This window comes from Brevibacillus sp. DP1.3A (genome assembly GCF_013284245.2).
Lineage (GTDB): Bacteria > Bacillota > Bacilli > Brevibacillales > Brevibacillaceae > Brevibacillus.
In genome coordinates this window covers 4,202,322-4,219,302 of sequence record NZ_CP085876.1, presented here as the reverse complement: position 1 = coordinate 4,219,302, position 16,981 = coordinate 4,202,322, and the positions used below count along the sequence as shown (strand labels likewise).

At 47.8% G+C, this 16,981-nt stretch carries 18 protein-coding genes and 1 riboswitch; of the genes, 11 read left to right on the top strand and 7 right to left on the bottom strand.

Annotated elements, in window-relative coordinates; genetic code table 11:
* The first annotated feature begins 63 nt into the window (after nucleotides 1-63).
* A complete protein-coding gene (locus HP399_RS19255) occupies nucleotides 64-519 on the top strand; it encodes a YlbF/YmcA family competence regulator (RefSeq protein WP_173620246.1) in 456 nt (151 codons plus the stop codon).
* 1 nt (nucleotide 520) lies between these two features.
* Here the strand turns inward: HP399_RS19255 and HP399_RS19250 are convergent, their stop codons facing one another.
* Complete coding sequence (locus HP399_RS19250) at nucleotides 521-850, bottom strand: hypothetical protein (protein ID WP_069844593.1); 330 nt, start codon at nucleotides 848-850, stop codon at nucleotides 521-523.
* Between the two features lie 75 nt (nucleotides 851-925).
* Between HP399_RS19250 and HP399_RS19245 the strand changes: the two genes are divergently transcribed.
* Nucleotides 926-1,270: a YlbG family protein gene (locus HP399_RS19245; protein WP_007725782.1), complete on the top strand. Its 345-nt coding sequence runs from the start codon at nucleotides 926-928 to the stop codon at nucleotides 1,268-1,270.
* A 144-nt stretch (nucleotides 1,271-1,414) separates the two neighbouring features.
* The gene (locus HP399_RS19240) at nucleotides 1,415-2,179 is read left to right on the top strand and encodes a LamB/YcsF family protein (RefSeq protein WP_017247960.1); all 765 of its coding nucleotides are present in this window, start codon (nucleotides 1,415-1,417) and stop codon (nucleotides 2,177-2,179) included.
* Between the two features lie 28 nt (nucleotides 2,180-2,207).
* Here the strand turns inward: HP399_RS19240 and HP399_RS19235 are convergent, their stop codons facing one another.
* The 3 genes from HP399_RS19235 to modA are packed head-to-tail and all read right to left on the bottom strand — an operon-like array spanning nucleotide 2,208 to nucleotide 4,408.
* Nucleotides 2,208-2,873, bottom strand: coding sequence for an ABC transporter ATP-binding protein (locus HP399_RS19235; RefSeq protein ID WP_173620245.1), 666 nt, complete (start codon nucleotides 2,871-2,873; stop codon nucleotides 2,208-2,210).
* A gap of 16 nt (nucleotides 2,874-2,889) precedes the next feature.
* A complete protein-coding gene (gene modB / locus HP399_RS19230; protein ID WP_173620244.1) occupies nucleotides 2,890-3,576 on the bottom strand; it encodes a molybdate ABC transporter permease subunit in 687 nt (228 codons plus the stop codon).
* 34 nt (nucleotides 3,577-3,610) lie between these two features.
* On the bottom strand, nucleotides 3,611-4,408 hold the full coding sequence (gene modA / locus HP399_RS19225; protein WP_173620243.1) for a molybdate ABC transporter substrate-binding protein: 798 nt from the start codon (nucleotides 4,406-4,408) through the stop codon (nucleotides 3,611-3,613).
* Nucleotides 4,409-4,551: 143 nt separating this feature from the next.
* On the opposite strand from modA, the gene HP399_RS19220 reads away from it, so the two are divergent.
* The 5 genes from HP399_RS19220 to HP399_RS19200 all read left to right on the top strand — a co-directional run bounded on the left by HP399_RS19220 (nucleotide 4,552) and on the right by HP399_RS19200 (nucleotide 8,601).
* Nucleotides 4,552-5,511 carry a substrate-binding domain-containing protein gene (locus tag HP399_RS19220; protein ID WP_173620242.1) on the top strand — a complete coding sequence of 320 codons (960 nt, stop codon included), beginning with the start codon at nucleotides 4,552-4,554 and terminating at the stop codon, nucleotides 5,509-5,511.
* A gap of 196 nt (nucleotides 5,512-5,707) precedes the next feature.
* Nucleotides 5,708-7,546, top strand: coding sequence for a stalk domain-containing protein (locus HP399_RS19215; protein WP_173620241.1), 1,839 nt, complete (start codon nucleotides 5,708-5,710; stop codon nucleotides 7,544-7,546).
* A gap of 26 nt (nucleotides 7,547-7,572) precedes the next feature.
* On the top strand, nucleotides 7,573-8,094 hold the full coding sequence (locus HP399_RS19210) for a shikimate kinase (protein WP_173620240.1): 522 nt from the start codon (nucleotides 7,573-7,575) through the stop codon (nucleotides 8,092-8,094).
* 57 nt (nucleotides 8,095-8,151) lie between these two features.
* Nucleotides 8,152-8,313 (top strand): YqzE family protein, encoded by a 162-nt coding sequence (locus HP399_RS19205; protein ID WP_106652891.1) that lies wholly within the window; start codon nucleotides 8,152-8,154, stop codon nucleotides 8,311-8,313.
* Nucleotides 8,314-8,346: 33 nt separating this feature from the next.
* A complete protein-coding gene (locus HP399_RS19200) occupies nucleotides 8,347-8,601 on the top strand; it encodes a YkuS family protein (protein WP_173620239.1) in 255 nt (84 codons plus the stop codon).
* Between the two features lie 33 nt (nucleotides 8,602-8,634).
* On the opposite strand, the gene HP399_RS19195 is transcribed toward HP399_RS19200, so the two are convergent.
* The 3 genes from HP399_RS19195 to HP399_RS19185 all read right to left on the bottom strand — a co-directional run bounded on the left by HP399_RS19195 (nucleotide 8,635) and on the right by HP399_RS19185 (nucleotide 12,470).
* Nucleotides 8,635-9,492 (bottom strand): hypothetical protein, encoded by an 858-nt coding sequence (locus HP399_RS19195; RefSeq protein WP_173620238.1) that lies wholly within the window; start codon nucleotides 9,490-9,492, stop codon nucleotides 8,635-8,637.
* A gap of 110 nt (nucleotides 9,493-9,602) precedes the next feature.
* A complete protein-coding gene (locus tag HP399_RS19190; protein ID WP_173620237.1) occupies nucleotides 9,603-10,727 on the bottom strand; it encodes a YqhG family protein in 1,125 nt (374 codons plus the stop codon).
* Between the two features lie 36 nt (nucleotides 10,728-10,763).
* Nucleotides 10,764-12,470, bottom strand: coding sequence for a DEAD/DEAH box helicase (locus HP399_RS19185; protein ID WP_173620236.1), 1,707 nt, complete (start codon nucleotides 12,468-12,470; stop codon nucleotides 10,764-10,766).
* Between the two features lie 221 nt (nucleotides 12,471-12,691).
* A riboswitch (glycine riboswitch) is annotated at nucleotides 12,692-12,787 on the top strand.
* 195 nt (nucleotides 12,788-12,982) lie between these two features.
* Between HP399_RS19185 and gcvT the strand changes: the two genes are divergently transcribed.
* Genes gcvT through gcvPB form a run of 3 tightly spaced genes read left to right on the top strand, consistent with a single transcriptional unit; the run spans nucleotide 12,983 to nucleotide 16,942 of the window.
* Complete coding sequence (gcvT, locus tag HP399_RS19180; protein ID WP_173620235.1) at nucleotides 12,983-14,086, top strand: glycine cleavage system aminomethyltransferase GcvT; 1,104 nt, start codon at nucleotides 12,983-12,985, stop codon at nucleotides 14,084-14,086.
* A 41-nt stretch (nucleotides 14,087-14,127) separates the two neighbouring features.
* The gene (gene gcvPA, locus HP399_RS19175; protein ID WP_173620234.1) at nucleotides 14,128-15,480 is read left to right on the top strand and encodes an aminomethyl-transferring glycine dehydrogenase subunit GcvPA; all 1,353 of its coding nucleotides are present in this window, start codon (nucleotides 14,128-14,130) and stop codon (nucleotides 15,478-15,480) included.
* The gene (gene gcvPB, locus HP399_RS19170) at nucleotides 15,473-16,942 is read left to right on the top strand and encodes an aminomethyl-transferring glycine dehydrogenase subunit GcvPB (protein WP_173620233.1); all 1,470 of its coding nucleotides are present in this window, start codon (nucleotides 15,473-15,475) and stop codon (nucleotides 16,940-16,942) included. The genes gcvPA and gcvPB overlap by 8 nt, the downstream gene beginning before the upstream one ends.
* Nucleotides 16,943-16,981: the final 39 nt, after the last annotated feature.

Below are 16,981 nucleotides of genomic sequence, written 5' to 3'. Positions count from 1 at the left end.
TCATGATACAATCAGGAATGACGTAAAGTTTTCAAGCTTTACGGCGAAAGGAGGTCTCGCTTTATGGAAACATTGGAAGCTGTGGATATGTCACAGTTGATCATGGAGTCTCATGAGCTGTCCACGATGATTAACCAATCGCGCGAGGTCTCGGGGTATCTAGAGGCCAAACGCCAAATGGAAGCAGATGAGGAAGTGCAACGTCTGCTCGTCGTGTTCGAGGCTAAGAAGGAACAGTACGAAGATGTGCAACGGTTCGGGAAGTATCACCCGGATTACAATCATATATCCAAAGAAGTACGGGAACTGAAGCGCAGCATTGAACTGAGGGATTCCGTACAGGCATTCAAGAGAGCAGAGGATGCTCTGGATGAGCTCTTATATCAGGTGAGTAGAACCATTGCTCATTCCGTATCGGATACGATCAAGGTGCCGAGCAACAATCCATTCTTAGAGGCGCAGGGTAGTGGCTGCGGGACAGGCGGAAGCTGCGGCTGCAGTGTGAAAAAGCCATCGTAATTTACGCTGTTCCCGATTCATTTTGGCGCAGCAGAAAGCAGTCTTCACAAAGATTGCCACAGCAAAATTGCTTTTCGTCAGGTACGCGAAAGCGGAAGCGATACACATGCTGCGCGTCATCAGAACGCACGTAAATGCATTCTGGCTTTAATTTGGTATCAGTGGTCAGGCGCTCTCCTGTTTCCATGAGCTGCTTTGTCAGCATAGGAGCAGGGAGCGTACTGCATACATAGAAAAAAAGCTGGCCTGCATATGTACGCCAACTGCTATGGGTCACTATTTTTTCGCGGTGAAGCGCTTCCTCGAATTGATGATAAAACGTAGCCAGCATAGACCACGATTCCTTTCTATAATAAGCTTTCACCAGTAAGTATACCACGATTGGGAAGGAGACCGACGGCAAAACATGAGAGAGCGACGTCTGGGGGTCGCCGTGTGGGTGAAAAACACGCGTGCCGCCAAAAATTTACGCAAATTTGGCACCATTCATTACATCTCCAAACGCTTAAATTACGTTTCGATGTATGTGGATGCCAATTTGTTGGATGAAACGATTCGCATTATGGAAAAGCTACACTTTGTAACGAAAATTGAACGTTCCCATCGCCATGAGATCCCGGTAGAGTACAACAATGCCAGACCGGATAAGGCAAAGGAATACGATTATAAACAAGAGAAGAACCAGGTAATGGCACTAGCAGAGACCTTGCAGACAGAAGAAAGCAGCCAAGCAACCGTTGGTTCGACATAAGTTGTTCATAAGCTGCCATTTTTCGGCAGCTTTTTTGCTTTTGTTAAACTGGCGTACATGGTATGCTAAAGTGGAAGAAAACGAGAAGCCACGCGCATGAATGCGTTTTCAAAAGATAGATTAGTGAAAGAAGGGTGAGCATACATGATTCATCTGGATATTAACTGCGATATGGCAGAGGGCTTCAGCAGAGGTCGACAATCAGAGGATTTGGGGATTATGAAATGGATCACCTCCGTTAATATTGCTTGCGGATTGCATGCAGGGGATCCCCATATTATTTGCAGAACAATCGAAGCTGCACTCAAGCATGATGTGAAAATCGGGGCACATCCCGGTTATGCAGATATTCAAGGCTTCGGACGTCGCTCGATGAACTTGTCTGTTAATGAAGTGTATGAGCTAGTGCTGTATCAAATTGCAGCCTTGGCTGGGACTACAAAAGCACTCGGCGGGGAGCTGCACCATGTGAAATTGCATGGTGCGCTGTATAACGAAGCGGCTGAACGTCCAGAGCTCGCCGAAGCGGTTGTCCAAGCCATTGCGGATATTGATGAAGAACTGATCCTCTATGCACTGTCTGGCAGCAAGCTTGTGGAGGCAGGCTTGGAACACGGGCTTCAGGTGGCAGAGGAAGTATTTGCAGAGCGGGCTTATTTGCCGAATGGTCGACTGGCCCCGCGTGAGTTGGAAGGAAGCGTGCTGATCAGCAAGGAAGAGCGCATGGAGCAGACACGTCAGCTCGTTTTAAAACAAAGAGTAATGACGGTCAATGGCGAGCACATTGACTTGGCGGCCGATACCCTTTGTGTCCATCACGAGAGCCATGACGTACTGCAATTCCTTGTCGAAGTACATAAGTGGGCAAAGCAAAACGATGTGAAAATTGAACCAATCACAGCTCGATAGTAAAAAGCCATCCAGCAATGCCATCCCATTATCGGGAAATGGACGTTGCTGAATGGCTTTTTTCATGTTTCCGTTCTTTGATTGTGCCGTTATCAATCAGGAAAATGACATCTGCGAGCTTCTCGGCTTCTTCACGATCATGGGTGACCAGCAGAAACGGGATGTTCCACATGGCGTGAAGGCGAAGTAACTCATCCTGGCATTGTTTACGCGTATCCGCATCCAGCGCAGATAAAGGCTCATCAAGGAGCAGAATGTCTGGTTCAGTAGCAAGTGCACGTACGAGTGCCACCCGTTGTTTTTGTCCTCCGGATAACTGGTGAGGATATTTTTGCAGCAGATGATCGATGCCCACTGTGGACAACAATGGGGCTAAATTGAGCTCATGTCCCTTTTTTAAGCCGTATCGAACATTTTGGTCGACCGTCATGTGAGGGAACAGTGCATAATCTTGAAATAAATACCCGATGTTGCGTTTTTGTACGGGAAGCGGCTTCTGTCCTTCGCGATAAAAAACGTTCTCGTCTAATTGGATCACGCCGGTATCAGGATGAACCAGACCTGCAATACTGTTCAATATCGTTGTTTTGCCAGAGCCGGATGGTCCGAACAGCACGACAATTTCCTTCTGTACCGAAAAGGACACATCCAAAATAAAATCAGGCAAACGCTTCTGTATGTGGACAAAGAGCATTTACCAATCACCTGCCTTACTTTTGATTGGCGTACCTGCGCACGTTACGACGACTCCACCAATTCAGCCAGAGAGTCGTACCCATACCCAAGGAAACAATAATGATGACCCAAAACAATGCCTTATCCATTTGACCAGCCTCAACAGCAAAATAAATGGCGACGGGAATCGTATCGGTTTTCCCAGGGATGTACCCTGCGAGCATTAGCGTAGCGCCAAACTCCCCTAAACCACGGGCAAAAGAAAGAACAAACCCAGCCAACAGGCCAGGCCAAGCCAATGGAAAGGTAACGGTCCAGAATAATCGCCATTCGGAAGCGCCCATCGTGCGTGCCGCATTCTCCAAACGACGATCAACTCCTGTAAAGGCAGCGACTGCACTCTGATACATCAACGGAAAGGAAACGACAATCGAGGCAATAACGGCTCCTGTTAACGTAAAGACGACGGTGATATTGAACCATTCATGCAGAAGCTGGCCGAGAAAGCCGTTTTTTCCGAAAAGCATCAACAAGCCGAAGCCAACAACAGTGGGAGGGAGAACAAGCGGAAGCAAAAAGAAGGACTCCAGCACATTCTTCCCCCAAAAATCCTTTTGTGTCATCCACCTTGCAGAAATCATCCCAAGGACAAATACAAAGGAGGTGGAGAGCGCAGCTACTTTAAGGGATAGCATCAAAGGAGTAAGATTGGTTTCGATCACGCTTGCCACCTCCAATTCGATTCGATTGGTTTATTTATTGAAACCCGTACTTCTGTAAGATCGCTTTTCCTTTGTCGCTTGTCAAGTAGGCAAGAAAAGCTTTTGCTGCATCTGGGTTCTTCGATGCGCTGACAACAGCACCTGGATAAACGATAGGCTTGTGCCATTCAGGCTTGGCTGTCGCCAATACCTTTACATTTTTCGAAGCTGCGGCATCACTGGAGTAGACAATACCGACTTCCGCGTTACCGGATTCTACGAAGGTCAAAACTTGGCGAACATCGCTGCCAAATACCATTTGTGCCGAAAGAGAATCCCACATTTTCAGCGTATCCAAAGTTTCTTTCGCATATCGTCCAGCAGGGACTGTCTCAGGCTCACCGACGGCAATATGCTTGATCGCTGTGTTGCTCAGCTCTTCAAAAGAAGTGATTGCGACAGCACTTGTGTTACCTGCAATGAGAACAAGCGAGTTTTTCGTGAAGTCTTGACGTGTGTCTTTGGCGATCAGTTGCTGTTCCTCTAGGCCGTCCATGTCTTTTTTACTAGCCGACAAAAATACATCAGACGGAGCGCCTTGCGTAATTTGTGTGGCGAGTTTGCCCGAACCTCCGAAGTTAAAGGTGAGGGTCGTTCCTGGGTGTTCCGTTTCATATTGGGTTTTCAACTCATTCAAGGCATCCGTCAAGCTAGCAGCAGCAGAAATCATCAGTTCTACCTTTGCTGTTTCGGTTTTAGCTGGCTCACTCGCTTGTGGTGCTGTTTGCGTTGTCGAGCAAGCAGTGAGCATCAAGCAAAATGCCGTCAATAGGGCTAACCAGTGCTTCTTCATAAAAAAAGACCTCCATAATTATATTTAGTTATAATTAATTATAACTGGACATAACTAGATTATATGGATTCGTAATGAATAATCAATTGCGATTTTACGACACTTGTTTGACAATAGAGCAAAGGAGATAACGGAGGCGGAACATGAGTCAACAAAATTCTTATACCACCGAAGAAATAGCAAAAATTCTACGTATTTCTAAGCTGACGGTCTACGATCTGATTAAAAAAGGAGAGTTGCCCGCTTATCGCGTCGGTCGGCAAATGCGCGTAGATGAAAGCGATCTAGAAGCGTACAAGGCGAAGGCAAAGGGAGAATACAGACAAGCCTCAGCCGTTAGCATTCCTCAGACAGGACAAGCTCAGCAATTGACACGATATGAGCAGGCTGGTACAGGCCGCAATATCATTATCAGCGGGCAGGATGTGAGCTTGGACCTACTGGCGGGGCATTTGGAGAAAAAAGATGCGGCATACCGACCGCTTCGCTCGTACGTGGGCTCTCTAAACAGCCTCGTAGCGATGTATACGGGTAAGGCAGATATCGTCAGCACGCACTTGTACGATGGGGATACCAATGAATACAATGTCCCGTATATTCGTCGTATTTTGTGTGGGCATCAATTTGTTGTCATCAATATGTTGTCACGTTGGGCTGGATTCTACGTCCAGGCAGGCAATCCGAAACAGATCAAAGCATGGAGCGATTTTACGAAGCCGGGCATTCGCATGGTCAATCGGGAAAAAGGGTCCGGTGCACGCACGCTGATTGAAGAGCAGTTTCGACTGGCAAAAATAGTGGGGAGTGACGTGAGTGGCTATGAACGGGAAGAGTCCAATCACCTGGCAGTCGCAGGGGTAGTAGCACGGCGCGAAGCAGACGTAGGGGTGGGCATTGAAAAGGTAGCTTCACTCGTCGGCGTAGAGTTTGTCCCAACTGTGCGTGAGCGATATGACCTAGTCTTGTTGAAAAATAAGGACAATGAACCGCTCATTCAGGCCGTTCTTGATGTTCTCGGATCGCGTCCGTTTCAAAAGGAATTGGAAGCGGTCGGGGGCTATGATCTTAGCCAAACAGGAAAAATTATGTACGAAACGTGGTAAACGCTAAAGAAAGCTGCCAATCATTACGATACAATGAGTGGCGGCTTTTTTATTTCACCTAGGAAAGACCATTGTCAAATAAGGCGTTTTCTCTACAGAATCTCCTGAATTTCTACTCAGTTTGACATATATTTGCTACAATGAAACAAAAACACTTAGCGCCTGCCGCCGGGCGGTTTATTATATGGGGGCTGTCATGAAATCACTACATAAAACGAGCTTGCTAGTATGTGTGACGATCCTCGTTTTTTTTGGCTCAGTTGGGGTCGTCGCGTATTGGCCAGCCATTTCACAAATCATTGCCATGAATCAATCACCTGAGGAGGAGCAAAAGTTCGTCGATCCATTTTCATATGATCCCCCTCTGCCGTCTTATGTAAAGGATTTGAACCCTGTATATAAGATTCAAGCTGAATTACATACGTCCGAAGCGAAAATAACCGGAAACATGACCTTGGAGTTCGACAACCCGAAAACTCCAGATGTACGACTGTATATTTACGACTACCTTTGGAACAAAATGACGGTGAAGTCGATTCGCTACAAGGACAAGCCGCTTTCTTTTGAACGTGGTCAATCGCTGGTGAAGATGGCAAATCCTCTTGGTAAGGAGCTTCGTGGGGCCCTAACCATTGAATTTGAGAACCCGGTTCCACGTAGGGGCACACGTTTTGGGGTCAAAGACGATATATGGACGTTGACGACATGGTACCCGATGCTCGGGGCACAAAATCAAAAAGGTGTTTGGTACGACCCACCGCAACGCGTTGATTTTGGTGATCCATTCGTTTACCACTATGGAGATTACGATGTGTCGTTTACCTCTCCACAAGGCTACAAATGGGTCAGTTCATGGGGCAGAGGACAAACGAAGTCAATCGGTGGCAGTAAGCAACAAGTCCATTATCAAGCAAAAAATCTGTTGAACTTTGGACTGGTCGGAAGTCCGCTTTATCATATCGAAACGATTCAATTTGCTCCGAATTTAACGGTTGACATTGCTTCCGTTGATAAAGGAAACATAGAAAGAATCAAGACCATTGCCCAATCGGTATTTCCTACTTTCATCGACATGTATGGTCCGTTGCCGTATCCGCACGTGGCGATTGCGGAAACAAGTACAGGAACGACGTACGCCATGGAATACGCGAATCTCGCCGTATTCAAAAGAGACATGCATTACAACAATCTGATCGATCATTGGCTGCCACATGAGGTAGGGCATCTTTGGTGGTATAACAGTGTGGCTACATTGGAGTCCACGCATGGGTGGCTTGATGAGGGGCTGGTGGAGATCGGCGTGTCTCATTACTTACAGAAGCGTTATGGTGCCCAATCAGCTACGACTTTGTTAGATGAGTACAACCGGGATGTCAAACGTTTGCAAGAGCGTTATCCAAATGGAAAGCTGGACAAGCCATTGCAGAAGTTTGCCACCGAAGAAGAGTTTAAGCTGACCTGGTATTCCCGAGGAGCACTCCTGTTTGACAATCTGCGGCGCAAAATTGGTGACGATGCCTATAAGCGATTCTTGCAGCGCGTCCAACAAAATTATCATGGTAGTGTCATTGGTACAGAGCATCTCGATCAAGCGCTTGGGCAAACTTTGCAAGGGGAAGCGAAATATTTCACCCTGTATACCAATAGTGCAAATAAGAATGGCTTTGGTGCAGTGCAATTGGAGCCCTATATCACTACGATCATCAATAACATGAGCTTTTATCCATCGATTCCGGCTCGGGTCACCCAAAATACGGTGTATATTCCGTTGCGTGAGCTCGGTGAGAAAATGGGATTAGCGATTAGCTGGGACGACAAGAAACAAATGATCCGCGTAAAAGGAAATGGGCGCGAAGTATTTATAAAGGAACGGGAGCGCTTTGCTGACGTAGATGGGAAGCGGATGGATTTAGGTAGCCCGTTAATCGAAATCAAAGAACGTACGATGGTTCCACTGTCCTTTTTTGAAAAAGCATTAGGATATGAAACAGCGTACAATCAACAACAAAAAACGGTGAAGATCAATACATACTGAACGATTGGAAAGGCGGCAGAAACAAAATGATGAACCTGGTGTTGGTCGGATTTATGGGAACAGGAAAAACCACGGTTGGCGCCGCACTCGCTGCCTCTTTGGGAATGAAGCATACGGACTTGGATGATGCGATTGTGGAAAGTGAAGATCGCAGCATTCCAGAAATCTTCACTGATCAAGGAGAAGCGTATTTCCGAGACGTCGAGACGAAACGTCTTGCACAATTACTGGCAGCAGGGCCTCAGGTACTAACAACTGGCGGAGGAGCTGTATTACGGAAGCAAAACGTAGAGATGATGATGGAGCATGGCATCGTAATCGCACTGCATGCCACGGAAGAGGAACTCATCAAGCGTTTGGAAAAGGATACAGGCCGGCCCTTGTTGGCAGGAGGAGTAGCGACAAGGGTAAAAACCTTAATGGCGGAGCGCGCAGGTGTATACGATTTCGCGCCGATTCAGGTGGATACGACAGGAAAGAGCCTTTCCGATATTGTGATGGAAATTACGAGCCAAGTGGTTGAAAGAACGCAGGACGGGGAACAATAGAGGGGACAGCGCTTGCGCCATGGTTTGAATCCGCGAGTAAGAAGGAGGTCAAGTGCGATGTCCTTTCAGGAATATTTAAAGTACCTGACGAAACTGTTTGTTCAGTACGTGGATACTCCAAAAGATGAACGCCGTTTGCGTAAGACTCCACGCGAGTCCTGGTCGTCACGCTGGTTTGGTGCCATTCCCATGTCCATTCGACTGTTGTGGCGCAAATAAAATTCGTAAACCTATCATGGACGGAGGGTGCATATGGCGAGAGTAGCGGTAGAAAATTCCCTGTCTGAAGTGTGCGAGATGCTGCGTCAAAATGGTTACGAAGTTGTTGATTTAGGCAACTGGCAGCAGGTGGTAGACGCGATTGTCATTACAGGCCAGGATATCAACGTGCTAGGTGATCAAAACAAAACGATTACAGGAGCACCCGTCATTAATGCAGAGGGAATGACGGTCAATGAAGTTTTTCATGCCGTTCATGAACGTCTCTCTCCTACGGAACATCGGTGAATAGAAAACGTAAAAAACAAGCTCTCCGACCGGTTATTCGGCAGGAGAGCTTGTTTCGTTTACGAAAAATCGTCCGACACGATGTGCATACGAATACGGGACAAAGCGCAGGCCCTCATCCCATACGCCCACATAAGCATTTTGGTCGTTCCATATATGCAGGGACCCCACGACAAAGGGTGCTAAAACCTGTGACTGATGAATCGGGACGGCTAATGTTACCGGCGAGGTATAATCTTGCTGCCACAATTGGTTCCAGGACACGTCTGTGTCTGTTGTACTCATTTGGCTGACCCACCCGATATGATCAAAAGGATCAGCCTCGGCTGCGCTTAAAATTCTCATTTGAGTCAGGCGTTGTCCATTTTGTATGAGCTGCTCGCCTGCAAAGGCATCGACAGCGGGCTCACTAATTTGAAAGGAAGTGGGATACATTTCTCCCGTTTTTGCATTGACCATTTGTGTATCTGACTTCTGGGTGATCAGCCAGTAGGAAGCGAACCCGTCATAAACTGGCTCTGCCGCGATTTCTTTCGGAGCAAAAGCGTCATCGAACAAGATGTACTCCCCGACACCGTATTCCAGCAGAACAAATTTCTCATGGGAATTGGAATCAGGTGCTTCTCCTATCACCAAATACCCTACTTGCTTGTCCGCTTTTTTTATACTTACCAGCCATTGATGCTGCCCTGCACCAAGTGTTTGCACGTCCGTTTTTGCGTCCTGCCATTGCTTGAATTGAGGGTCTCGGCTTGCGATTGCATCCATCCATTCTCGAATTTGTGCTTGGAATTGCTGGTCCCAGCTAGCTTCGTCTTGCGCAAAAGCTGGTAAGGAGAGCAGCATCAGAGACAAAAGAGCAGCGATAAAAGGAAGAAATCGTCTGGTCACAACTATGCACCACCTTTTGTAAAGGCTTAACCTATTCCTATTGTAACCAGCTATGACAAAAAGATTTGTTGCAACGTGTCTTTTCTGTTTCACATTTTCTCGTTGATCTTTTACATGATTCGCCCTGATGCGGGGAGATGTCGCATGCTTTTTGCTTTTGAAGACCGCATGAGCGGAGGAACGGAAGATAAATAGAACAAGCCGCCGTTGATGAACGAAACCTCGATCCGCGGCTCGTATTGCCATGCCAGCTCGTCTTTTCGGCGTTGTCTTTCCTCATCTGGCGTGCTCTTTTTCCATTCTGCTTGATTAATCTCTTCGCGTGAAGTGGTTTGGATTCCATTTGCACGTAAAAAGTCGAGGATTCGTCCACCAGAAGCCCGGTATTCGTCAAAAGATATTGGCTGTTCGACAGGAGTTGGTCCATCTGGATCAGGTTCGGAGTGCAGGGTTTCTTGCTCGAGTGACGACTGAGCTTCTGGCTGTTCTGCTTCTTCCCCGGTTTCGTCTACGTTTGTTTGCTCATTTTCTGGTTCGCGCCGTGCCAGCTCTTCATAGTACGCTTCCAAGATGGCCATTTCTTCGCTCAAACGTGTGCGCGCTTCCTCTGCCCATTGCTGATCTGCTTGTTCCAATGTATGTTCGACTTCCTGTTGTGCCATTTGGAGGGCTTCCTGTATGGTTACCTTTCGATCTAACGTGTAATAGTAGTCAGGGATCGCAGGGGTCAAGGAAAGTGAAAATAAAAACGAAGTGAAATCCGTCACCATTCGTGGCTGATGCAAATTAATACCCAGGTACAATAAAATGTCACGTCGCTTGTCACAGAGCAGAGAAACCTTCAAGTTCATCCCGAGCCAAGGCACGAGAGGGGTTGAACGACGCTTGCCGGCATTGCCTAAAAGGCCCCCTTGTTGTTCGTACATACAGACAAAGCTGCCATGCTTTTTGGTTGAAGCGAAAATTTGTTGCATGCGTGCAGCCCCTAAATGCAGATGCTCGGATCGCAAACCCTCAGGCATGCAATCCGGATGAAAAGTAAAGGTGAGCACTAATGGCTGATAAGCTAAATTCATCTTATCCACCCAGCTCCAGTAAAAAGGGCGATTGCCGATATCTTTGTCCACCTCGACAGGGAGTTTGACTGTGAAATAATCCGGGTGAGACTCGACGATATGGGCAGAAAAAGTCGCCAAATAGCGCTCGACAAACTGTCTGACCTGCTGTTGTTGCATCAGGAGACCTCATTTCTTTTTCGTTTCCAACAAGAGTTATTGGTCAGCCGCCTCAGAAAGCGGGACGGCTTCATTTGTTATTTTGCTTGCCCGAATCGCGTGTCCAATGTTATCGAGCTTCAGTGCCATTTCTTTGGAGGAGCGGGAATCCATAATGATTTGAATCAGATTATCTTCCAAGGAATGATTTAAATTCAGACGTTCCACAATATCATCGAGTTCACCGATGACCATTTCAAATAGGTCGATTTTTTCATAGAGCAGCTTGAGAATATGCTCCTCGATCGTTCCTGTTGTCGATAAATTGTAAATGTGCACATCCCTTTTTTGTCCGAGACGATGGACGCGACCGATTCGTTGCTCCACGCGCATGGGATTCCAAGGCATGTCGTAATTGATCACCTGATTGCAGAACTGCAAATTGATGCCTTCGCCGCCTGCTTCTGTCGCGATCAGGACTTGTGCACGATTTTGGAAAAGATCCGTCATCCAGTCCTTTTTGCTGCGTTTAAAGCCGCCGCGGAAGGGGACAGAAGTAATGCCGTGGTCGTGCAAATACTTTTGTAGATAGTTTTGTGTTGCCCGATACTCTGTAAAAATGATCACTTTGTCGTTGATTTGTTGAATGAGCTCAACCGTTTTGGCAGCCTTGGAATGCGTCTCAATTTGTTTGATCATCTCGACTAGCTCAAGAATTTGTGCGCGCAGGGGAGAGTCCTCGCCGGTGCGCTGGTGCATGTTATACAGCGTCATGAACGCAGCTTCCTTACTGGAGCAGACTTCGCGCTGCAAGGTAATCAGAGCGAGAGAGTTGAAGCCGCCAACCCCAAATCCTGTTTGGTATTGCTCGCGGACGAAGCGGGTCACACCTTCGTACAAGGTCAATTCCTCAGGAGAAAGGTCAATCGGAATCGACTGAACGCGGCGACTGGTGAATTGAATACCACCGTCACTTCGTTTGTTGCGAATCATGACCTTTTCAATTTCTTCCCGCAATTTCTCGCTATTTTTGGATTGGCGTTTGCCCTCAACGTAATTGGTAGAGAAGGTGGAAGTATGGCCGAGGTGACCTGGCTTTAACAAATTGATGAGGTTGTACAGCTCGTCCATCTCGTTTTGAATAGGAGTTGCGGTAAGGAGCAGGCAATATTTTTTGCGGATTTCTTTGACGAACTGATAGTTGCGTGTCCGTTTATTTTTGAGTTTATGGGCCTCGTCGATGATGAGCATGTCGTAATCGATGTCGAGGACGTGACGCCTGTGAGGATCTCGTTTTGCTGTGTCAATTGATGCGACAACGACTTCGTGCTGCCGCCACATATATTCTTTTTTTTGCGCGACTGCTGCAATGCCGAATTTTTGATGAAGCTCTTTTGTCCATTGAATGACGAGAGAGGCCGGAACCAGGACGAGAATTTTTTTAGCCAAGCCGCGGACCATATACTCCTTCATGATCAAACCTGCTTCGATCGTCTTTCCCAGACCGACCTCATCTGCGAGAATCGCTCGTCCGCGCATCTCTAGCAGGACACGTTTCGCCGTTTCCAACTGGTGTGGAAATGGTGACAAGAGTGGAAGGTATTTCAGACATTGCAGCTGATCAAATTCGTGAACAGCCATCGCTTCCTCGGCTTCCAATGAGAGCTTGAACAGCTCCCACTTATCCCAGGGACCATCTTCTTGCATGCGGTCTGTAAGCGGATTGATCCAACTCGTATCAAATGAAATAGGAACATTCGGCATATAAGATACTCCTTTACATAGCTCTGCCATAACTTTCAAGGTTAATGTCTAAAAACTGAACATTTATCTATTGTCAATGTGTTTTGTTAAGTTTTTCTGAATCTGACTGTTAATTTGTATATTTTCAACTTCGGACTCTCATGGTAGGATAAAGAGGTAGTACATCCATTAGTATGGAAATGATAGCAAAAACTTATGTATGACCATGAAACAACCGCGAATGAAGGTAGTAGGGAGAGACTGCTTGAACGTTTTGCAGCGCCGAAGGAGCAAGCCGGTAACGGTGAATCTCTCAGGCAAAAGTACCTCTACTGGACGCAACTCTGGAGAGAGCTCACACGAGCCACCAAAGGGGAAACTTGCAAGTGGGGAAGGAAGTAATCCCCATGTGATTCGCAAGGTAACTCTCAGGTACCAAGGACAGAGGAGGAGAAATGGGCACCATTATTTTGGTGTACCCGTTTTTCCCCCTCTGTTTTGTTTTGGATCTTATTGTTCACAGGAGGTGCCACATGTCCAATTTGAAACGTACGCCACTATTTGATTCTTATGCAAAGTATGGCGCGAAAACCATCGACTTCGGTGGTTGGGATCTGCCGGTGCAGTTTACAAGCATTGGTCAAGAGCATGAAGCTGTTCGGACAAAAGCTGGTCTATTTGATGTTTCCCATATGGGAGAAGTGGACGTAAAAGGGGAAAATGCTCTTTCTTATCTCCAGCGTGTGACTACGAATGACGTGTCCAAGCTGGCAGTCGGACAGGCGCAGTACAGTGTGCTTTGCTACCCAGATGGGGGTACGGTAGACGATCTGCTTGTTTACAAGTATGCAGATGATCATTACTTGCTCGTCATCAACGCGGGGAATATCGACAAAGACTATGCGTGGCTAGAAGAACATCTGATTCCAGGCGTAACGATTGAGAATATTTCGCCACAAACAGCACAAATCGCGATTCAAGGTCCTTTGGCTGAATCCATTTTGCAAAAGCTGACGATTACAGACTTGTCTCAAATCGGCTTTTTCCGTTTTGAGCGTGAGGTGCAAGTGAGCGGTATTCCGGCATTGGTCTCCCGCACTGGCTATACTGGCGAAGATGGCTTCGAGATTTATTTGGATGCCGATCGTGCAGCAGAGCTGTGGGACATCTTACTGGATGCCGGAAAAGAAGAAGGTCTTTTGCCGTGCGGTCTCGGTGCACGCGATACGCTTCGTTTTGAATCCAAGCTGCCACTGTACGGACAAGAGCTTAGCAAAGACATCACTCCGATCGAAGCGGGCATTGGCTTTGCTGTCAAGGTAGACAAAGAAGTGCCGTTCATCGGTCAAGACGTGCTGAAGGCACAAAAAGAAAACGGTGCCCCACGCAAGCTGGTAGGGATCGAAATGATCGACCGTGGGATTCCGCGCACGCATTACCCCGTTTATGTGGGGGAAGAGCTCATTGGCGAAGTGACAACGGGAACACAATCTCCAACCTTGAAGAAGAACGTCGGTCTCGCTCTCGTAAAAACAGAGCATACTGCGTTAGGTACACAAGTAGAGGTAGAAATTCGCGGAAAACGTCTGAAAGCAGAAGTCGTTGCCGCTCCATTTTATAAACGCCCAAAAAACTAAGCGATACACCACATACATCCTTTTAGAGGAGGACAACGTCCGTGAAATACCGCTACCTGCCCCAAACTGATCAGGACAAGCGCGAAATGCTGGAAACCCTCGGCATTTCGAGTGTAGAAGAACTGTTTGCTGATATTCCGGAAGAAGTACGCTTCAAAGGTGCATTGAATATTCCAGAAGCACTTTCCGAGCCAGATTTGGTGAAGTATTTTACACACCTCGCAAATAAAAACGTAAACTTCAGCACGCATGTTAATTTTCTAGGCGCGGGTGTTTATCAACATTACACACCGAGCACAGTCAATCACATGTTGCTCCGCGGTGAATTCTTTACCGCTTATACACCTTACCAGCCAGAAATCAGCCAAGGTGAGCTGCAAGCTATTTTTGAGTTCCAAACGATGGTATGTGAGCTGACTGGCATGGAGGTAGCTAACTCCTCGATGTATGACGGCGCGACTTCTTTGGCAGAGGCAGCGATGATGGCTGCGGGTCACACTGGCAAAAAGCGCGTAATCGTTTCTCGCGCTGTACATCCGGAAGCGCGTGGTGTTTTGAAAACATATGCGTATGGACAAAATGTTGAGCTGGTTGAAGTAGGTATCAACAGCGACGGCGTTACGGATACAGCGGCTCTGGAAGCGCTTGTTGATGAAAACACAGCAGCGGTCATCGTGCAGTATCCAAACTTCTTCGGAAATGTAGAGGACTTGGGAGCGATTGAACCAATTGCGCACGGAAAAGGCGCACTGTTGATCACATCCTCCAATCCGCTTGCTCTAGGTGTACTGGAGGCGCCGGGCAAATTGGGCGCAGATATCGTAGTGGGCGACATGCAGCCATTCGGTATCCCAGCAGCCTTTGGCGGACCACATTGCGGATATTTTGCTACCACATCCAAACTGATGCGCAAAATGCCAGGTCGTATCGTCGGTCAAACGAAGGACGAGAATGGCAAACGCGGCTTCGTATTGACGCTGCAAGCGCGTGAACAACATATTCGTCGTGAAAAAGCGACTTCCAATATCTGCTCGAACCAAGCGCTGCTCGCATTGGCTGCTTCCATTGCCATGACAGCACTCGGCAAGCAGGGTGTACAAGAAATGGCGATGATGAACCTGCAAAAAGCTCATTACGCCAAAAATGCCCTGCAAGCAAAAGGCTTGGAGATCGTATTCACTTCACCGTTCTTCAACGAGTTTGTGGTGAAGCTGAACAAACCAGTTGCAGAAGTGAACAAAGGGCTGCTGGCTGCTGGAATGATCGGGGGCTATGATCTCGGTCTCGACTATCCAGAGTTTGCGAATCATACCTTGCTTGCAGTAACTGAGCTACGTACCAAAGAAGAAATCGACACATTGGCGGCTGAATTGGAGGCGATCACACGTGCGTAACGACCAGGAGAAAGCACTGATCTTTGAAATGAGCAAACCAGGCCGTGTGGGCTACAATTTGCCGGCATTGGATGTTCCAGAAGTAGAAGTAGCAAGTCTTTTGCCAAAGCACCTCATCCGCGAAACGCCGGCTGAGCTGCCAGAAGTATCTGAGCTGCAATTGGTTCGTCACTATACCGAACTGTCTCGTCGCAACCATGGGGTAGACAATGGCTTCTATCCGCTCGGTTCTTGCACGATGAAATACAACCCGAAAATCAACGAGGACGTTGCCCGTTACGCAGGCTTCGCGCAGACACATCCGTATCAACCAGAAGAAACCGTACAGGGCGCTTTGGAGCTGTTGTACAACCTGCAAGAAGAACTGGGTGAAATTACAGGCATGGACGCAGTTACCCTGCAACCAGCTGCTGGTGCTGCGGGTGAGTGGACAGGCCTGATGATGATCCGCGCTTACCACGAGAGCCGTGGGGAAGCGCATCGTACCAAAGTAATCGTGCCGAACTCCGCACACGGTACGAACCCGGCATCTGCTGCTGTAGCTGGCTTGGATACCGTAACGATTGCATCTGACGATCGTGGATTGGTTGACATTCAAGCACTGCGTGATGCAGTAGGACCAGACACGGCTGCTTTGATGCTGACGAACCCGAACACACTGGGATTGTTTGAAGAAGATATCGTAGAAATGGCGAAAATCGTTCATGAAGCTGGCGGCCTCTTGTACTACGATGGTGCCAATGCAAACGCGATTTTAGGAATTGCCCGTCCAGGAGACATGGGCTTCGACGTGGTGCATCTGAACTTGCACAAAACGTTTACAGGGCCTCACGGCGGTGGTGGTCCAGGTGCAGGTCCGGTCGGCGTGAAAAAAATTCTCGAGCCATTCCTGCCTACACCAATCGTAGCGAAAAAGGAAGACGGCAGCTTCTACTGGGACAGCAATCGTCCGGCTTCCATCGGTCGCGTAAAAGGCTACAACGGAAACTTCGGTATTCTCGTTCGTGCATACAGCTATATCCGTACCATGGGTCCAGAAGGCTTGCTGCAAGTTTCTCAAAATGCGGTGCTCTCCGCCAACTACATGATGCGTCGTCTGGCAACGGCTTATCATCTGCCATTTGATCGCGTCTGCAAGCATGAGTTCGTCCTGTCTGGTGTAATCCAGAAGAAGCTGGGCGTACGCACGCTCGATATCGCAAAACGCTTGCTCGACTTCGGCTACCACCCGCCAACGATCTACTTCCCATTGATCGTGGACGAGTGCCTCATGATCGAACCGACCGAAACCGAGACAAAAGAAACGCTCGATGAGTTCATCGACGTCATGCTCCAAATTGCCCGCGAGTGTGAGGAAACGCCAGAAATCGTTCAGGAAGCTCCTCATACTACTGTGGTCAAACGTTTGGATGAAGCGACAGCGGCAAGAAAGCCAATTCTGCGTTATCAACCGCAAGCCTAATTCTAGATTCCAGGAAAAGTCGCCTGTTGTTACGGGCGG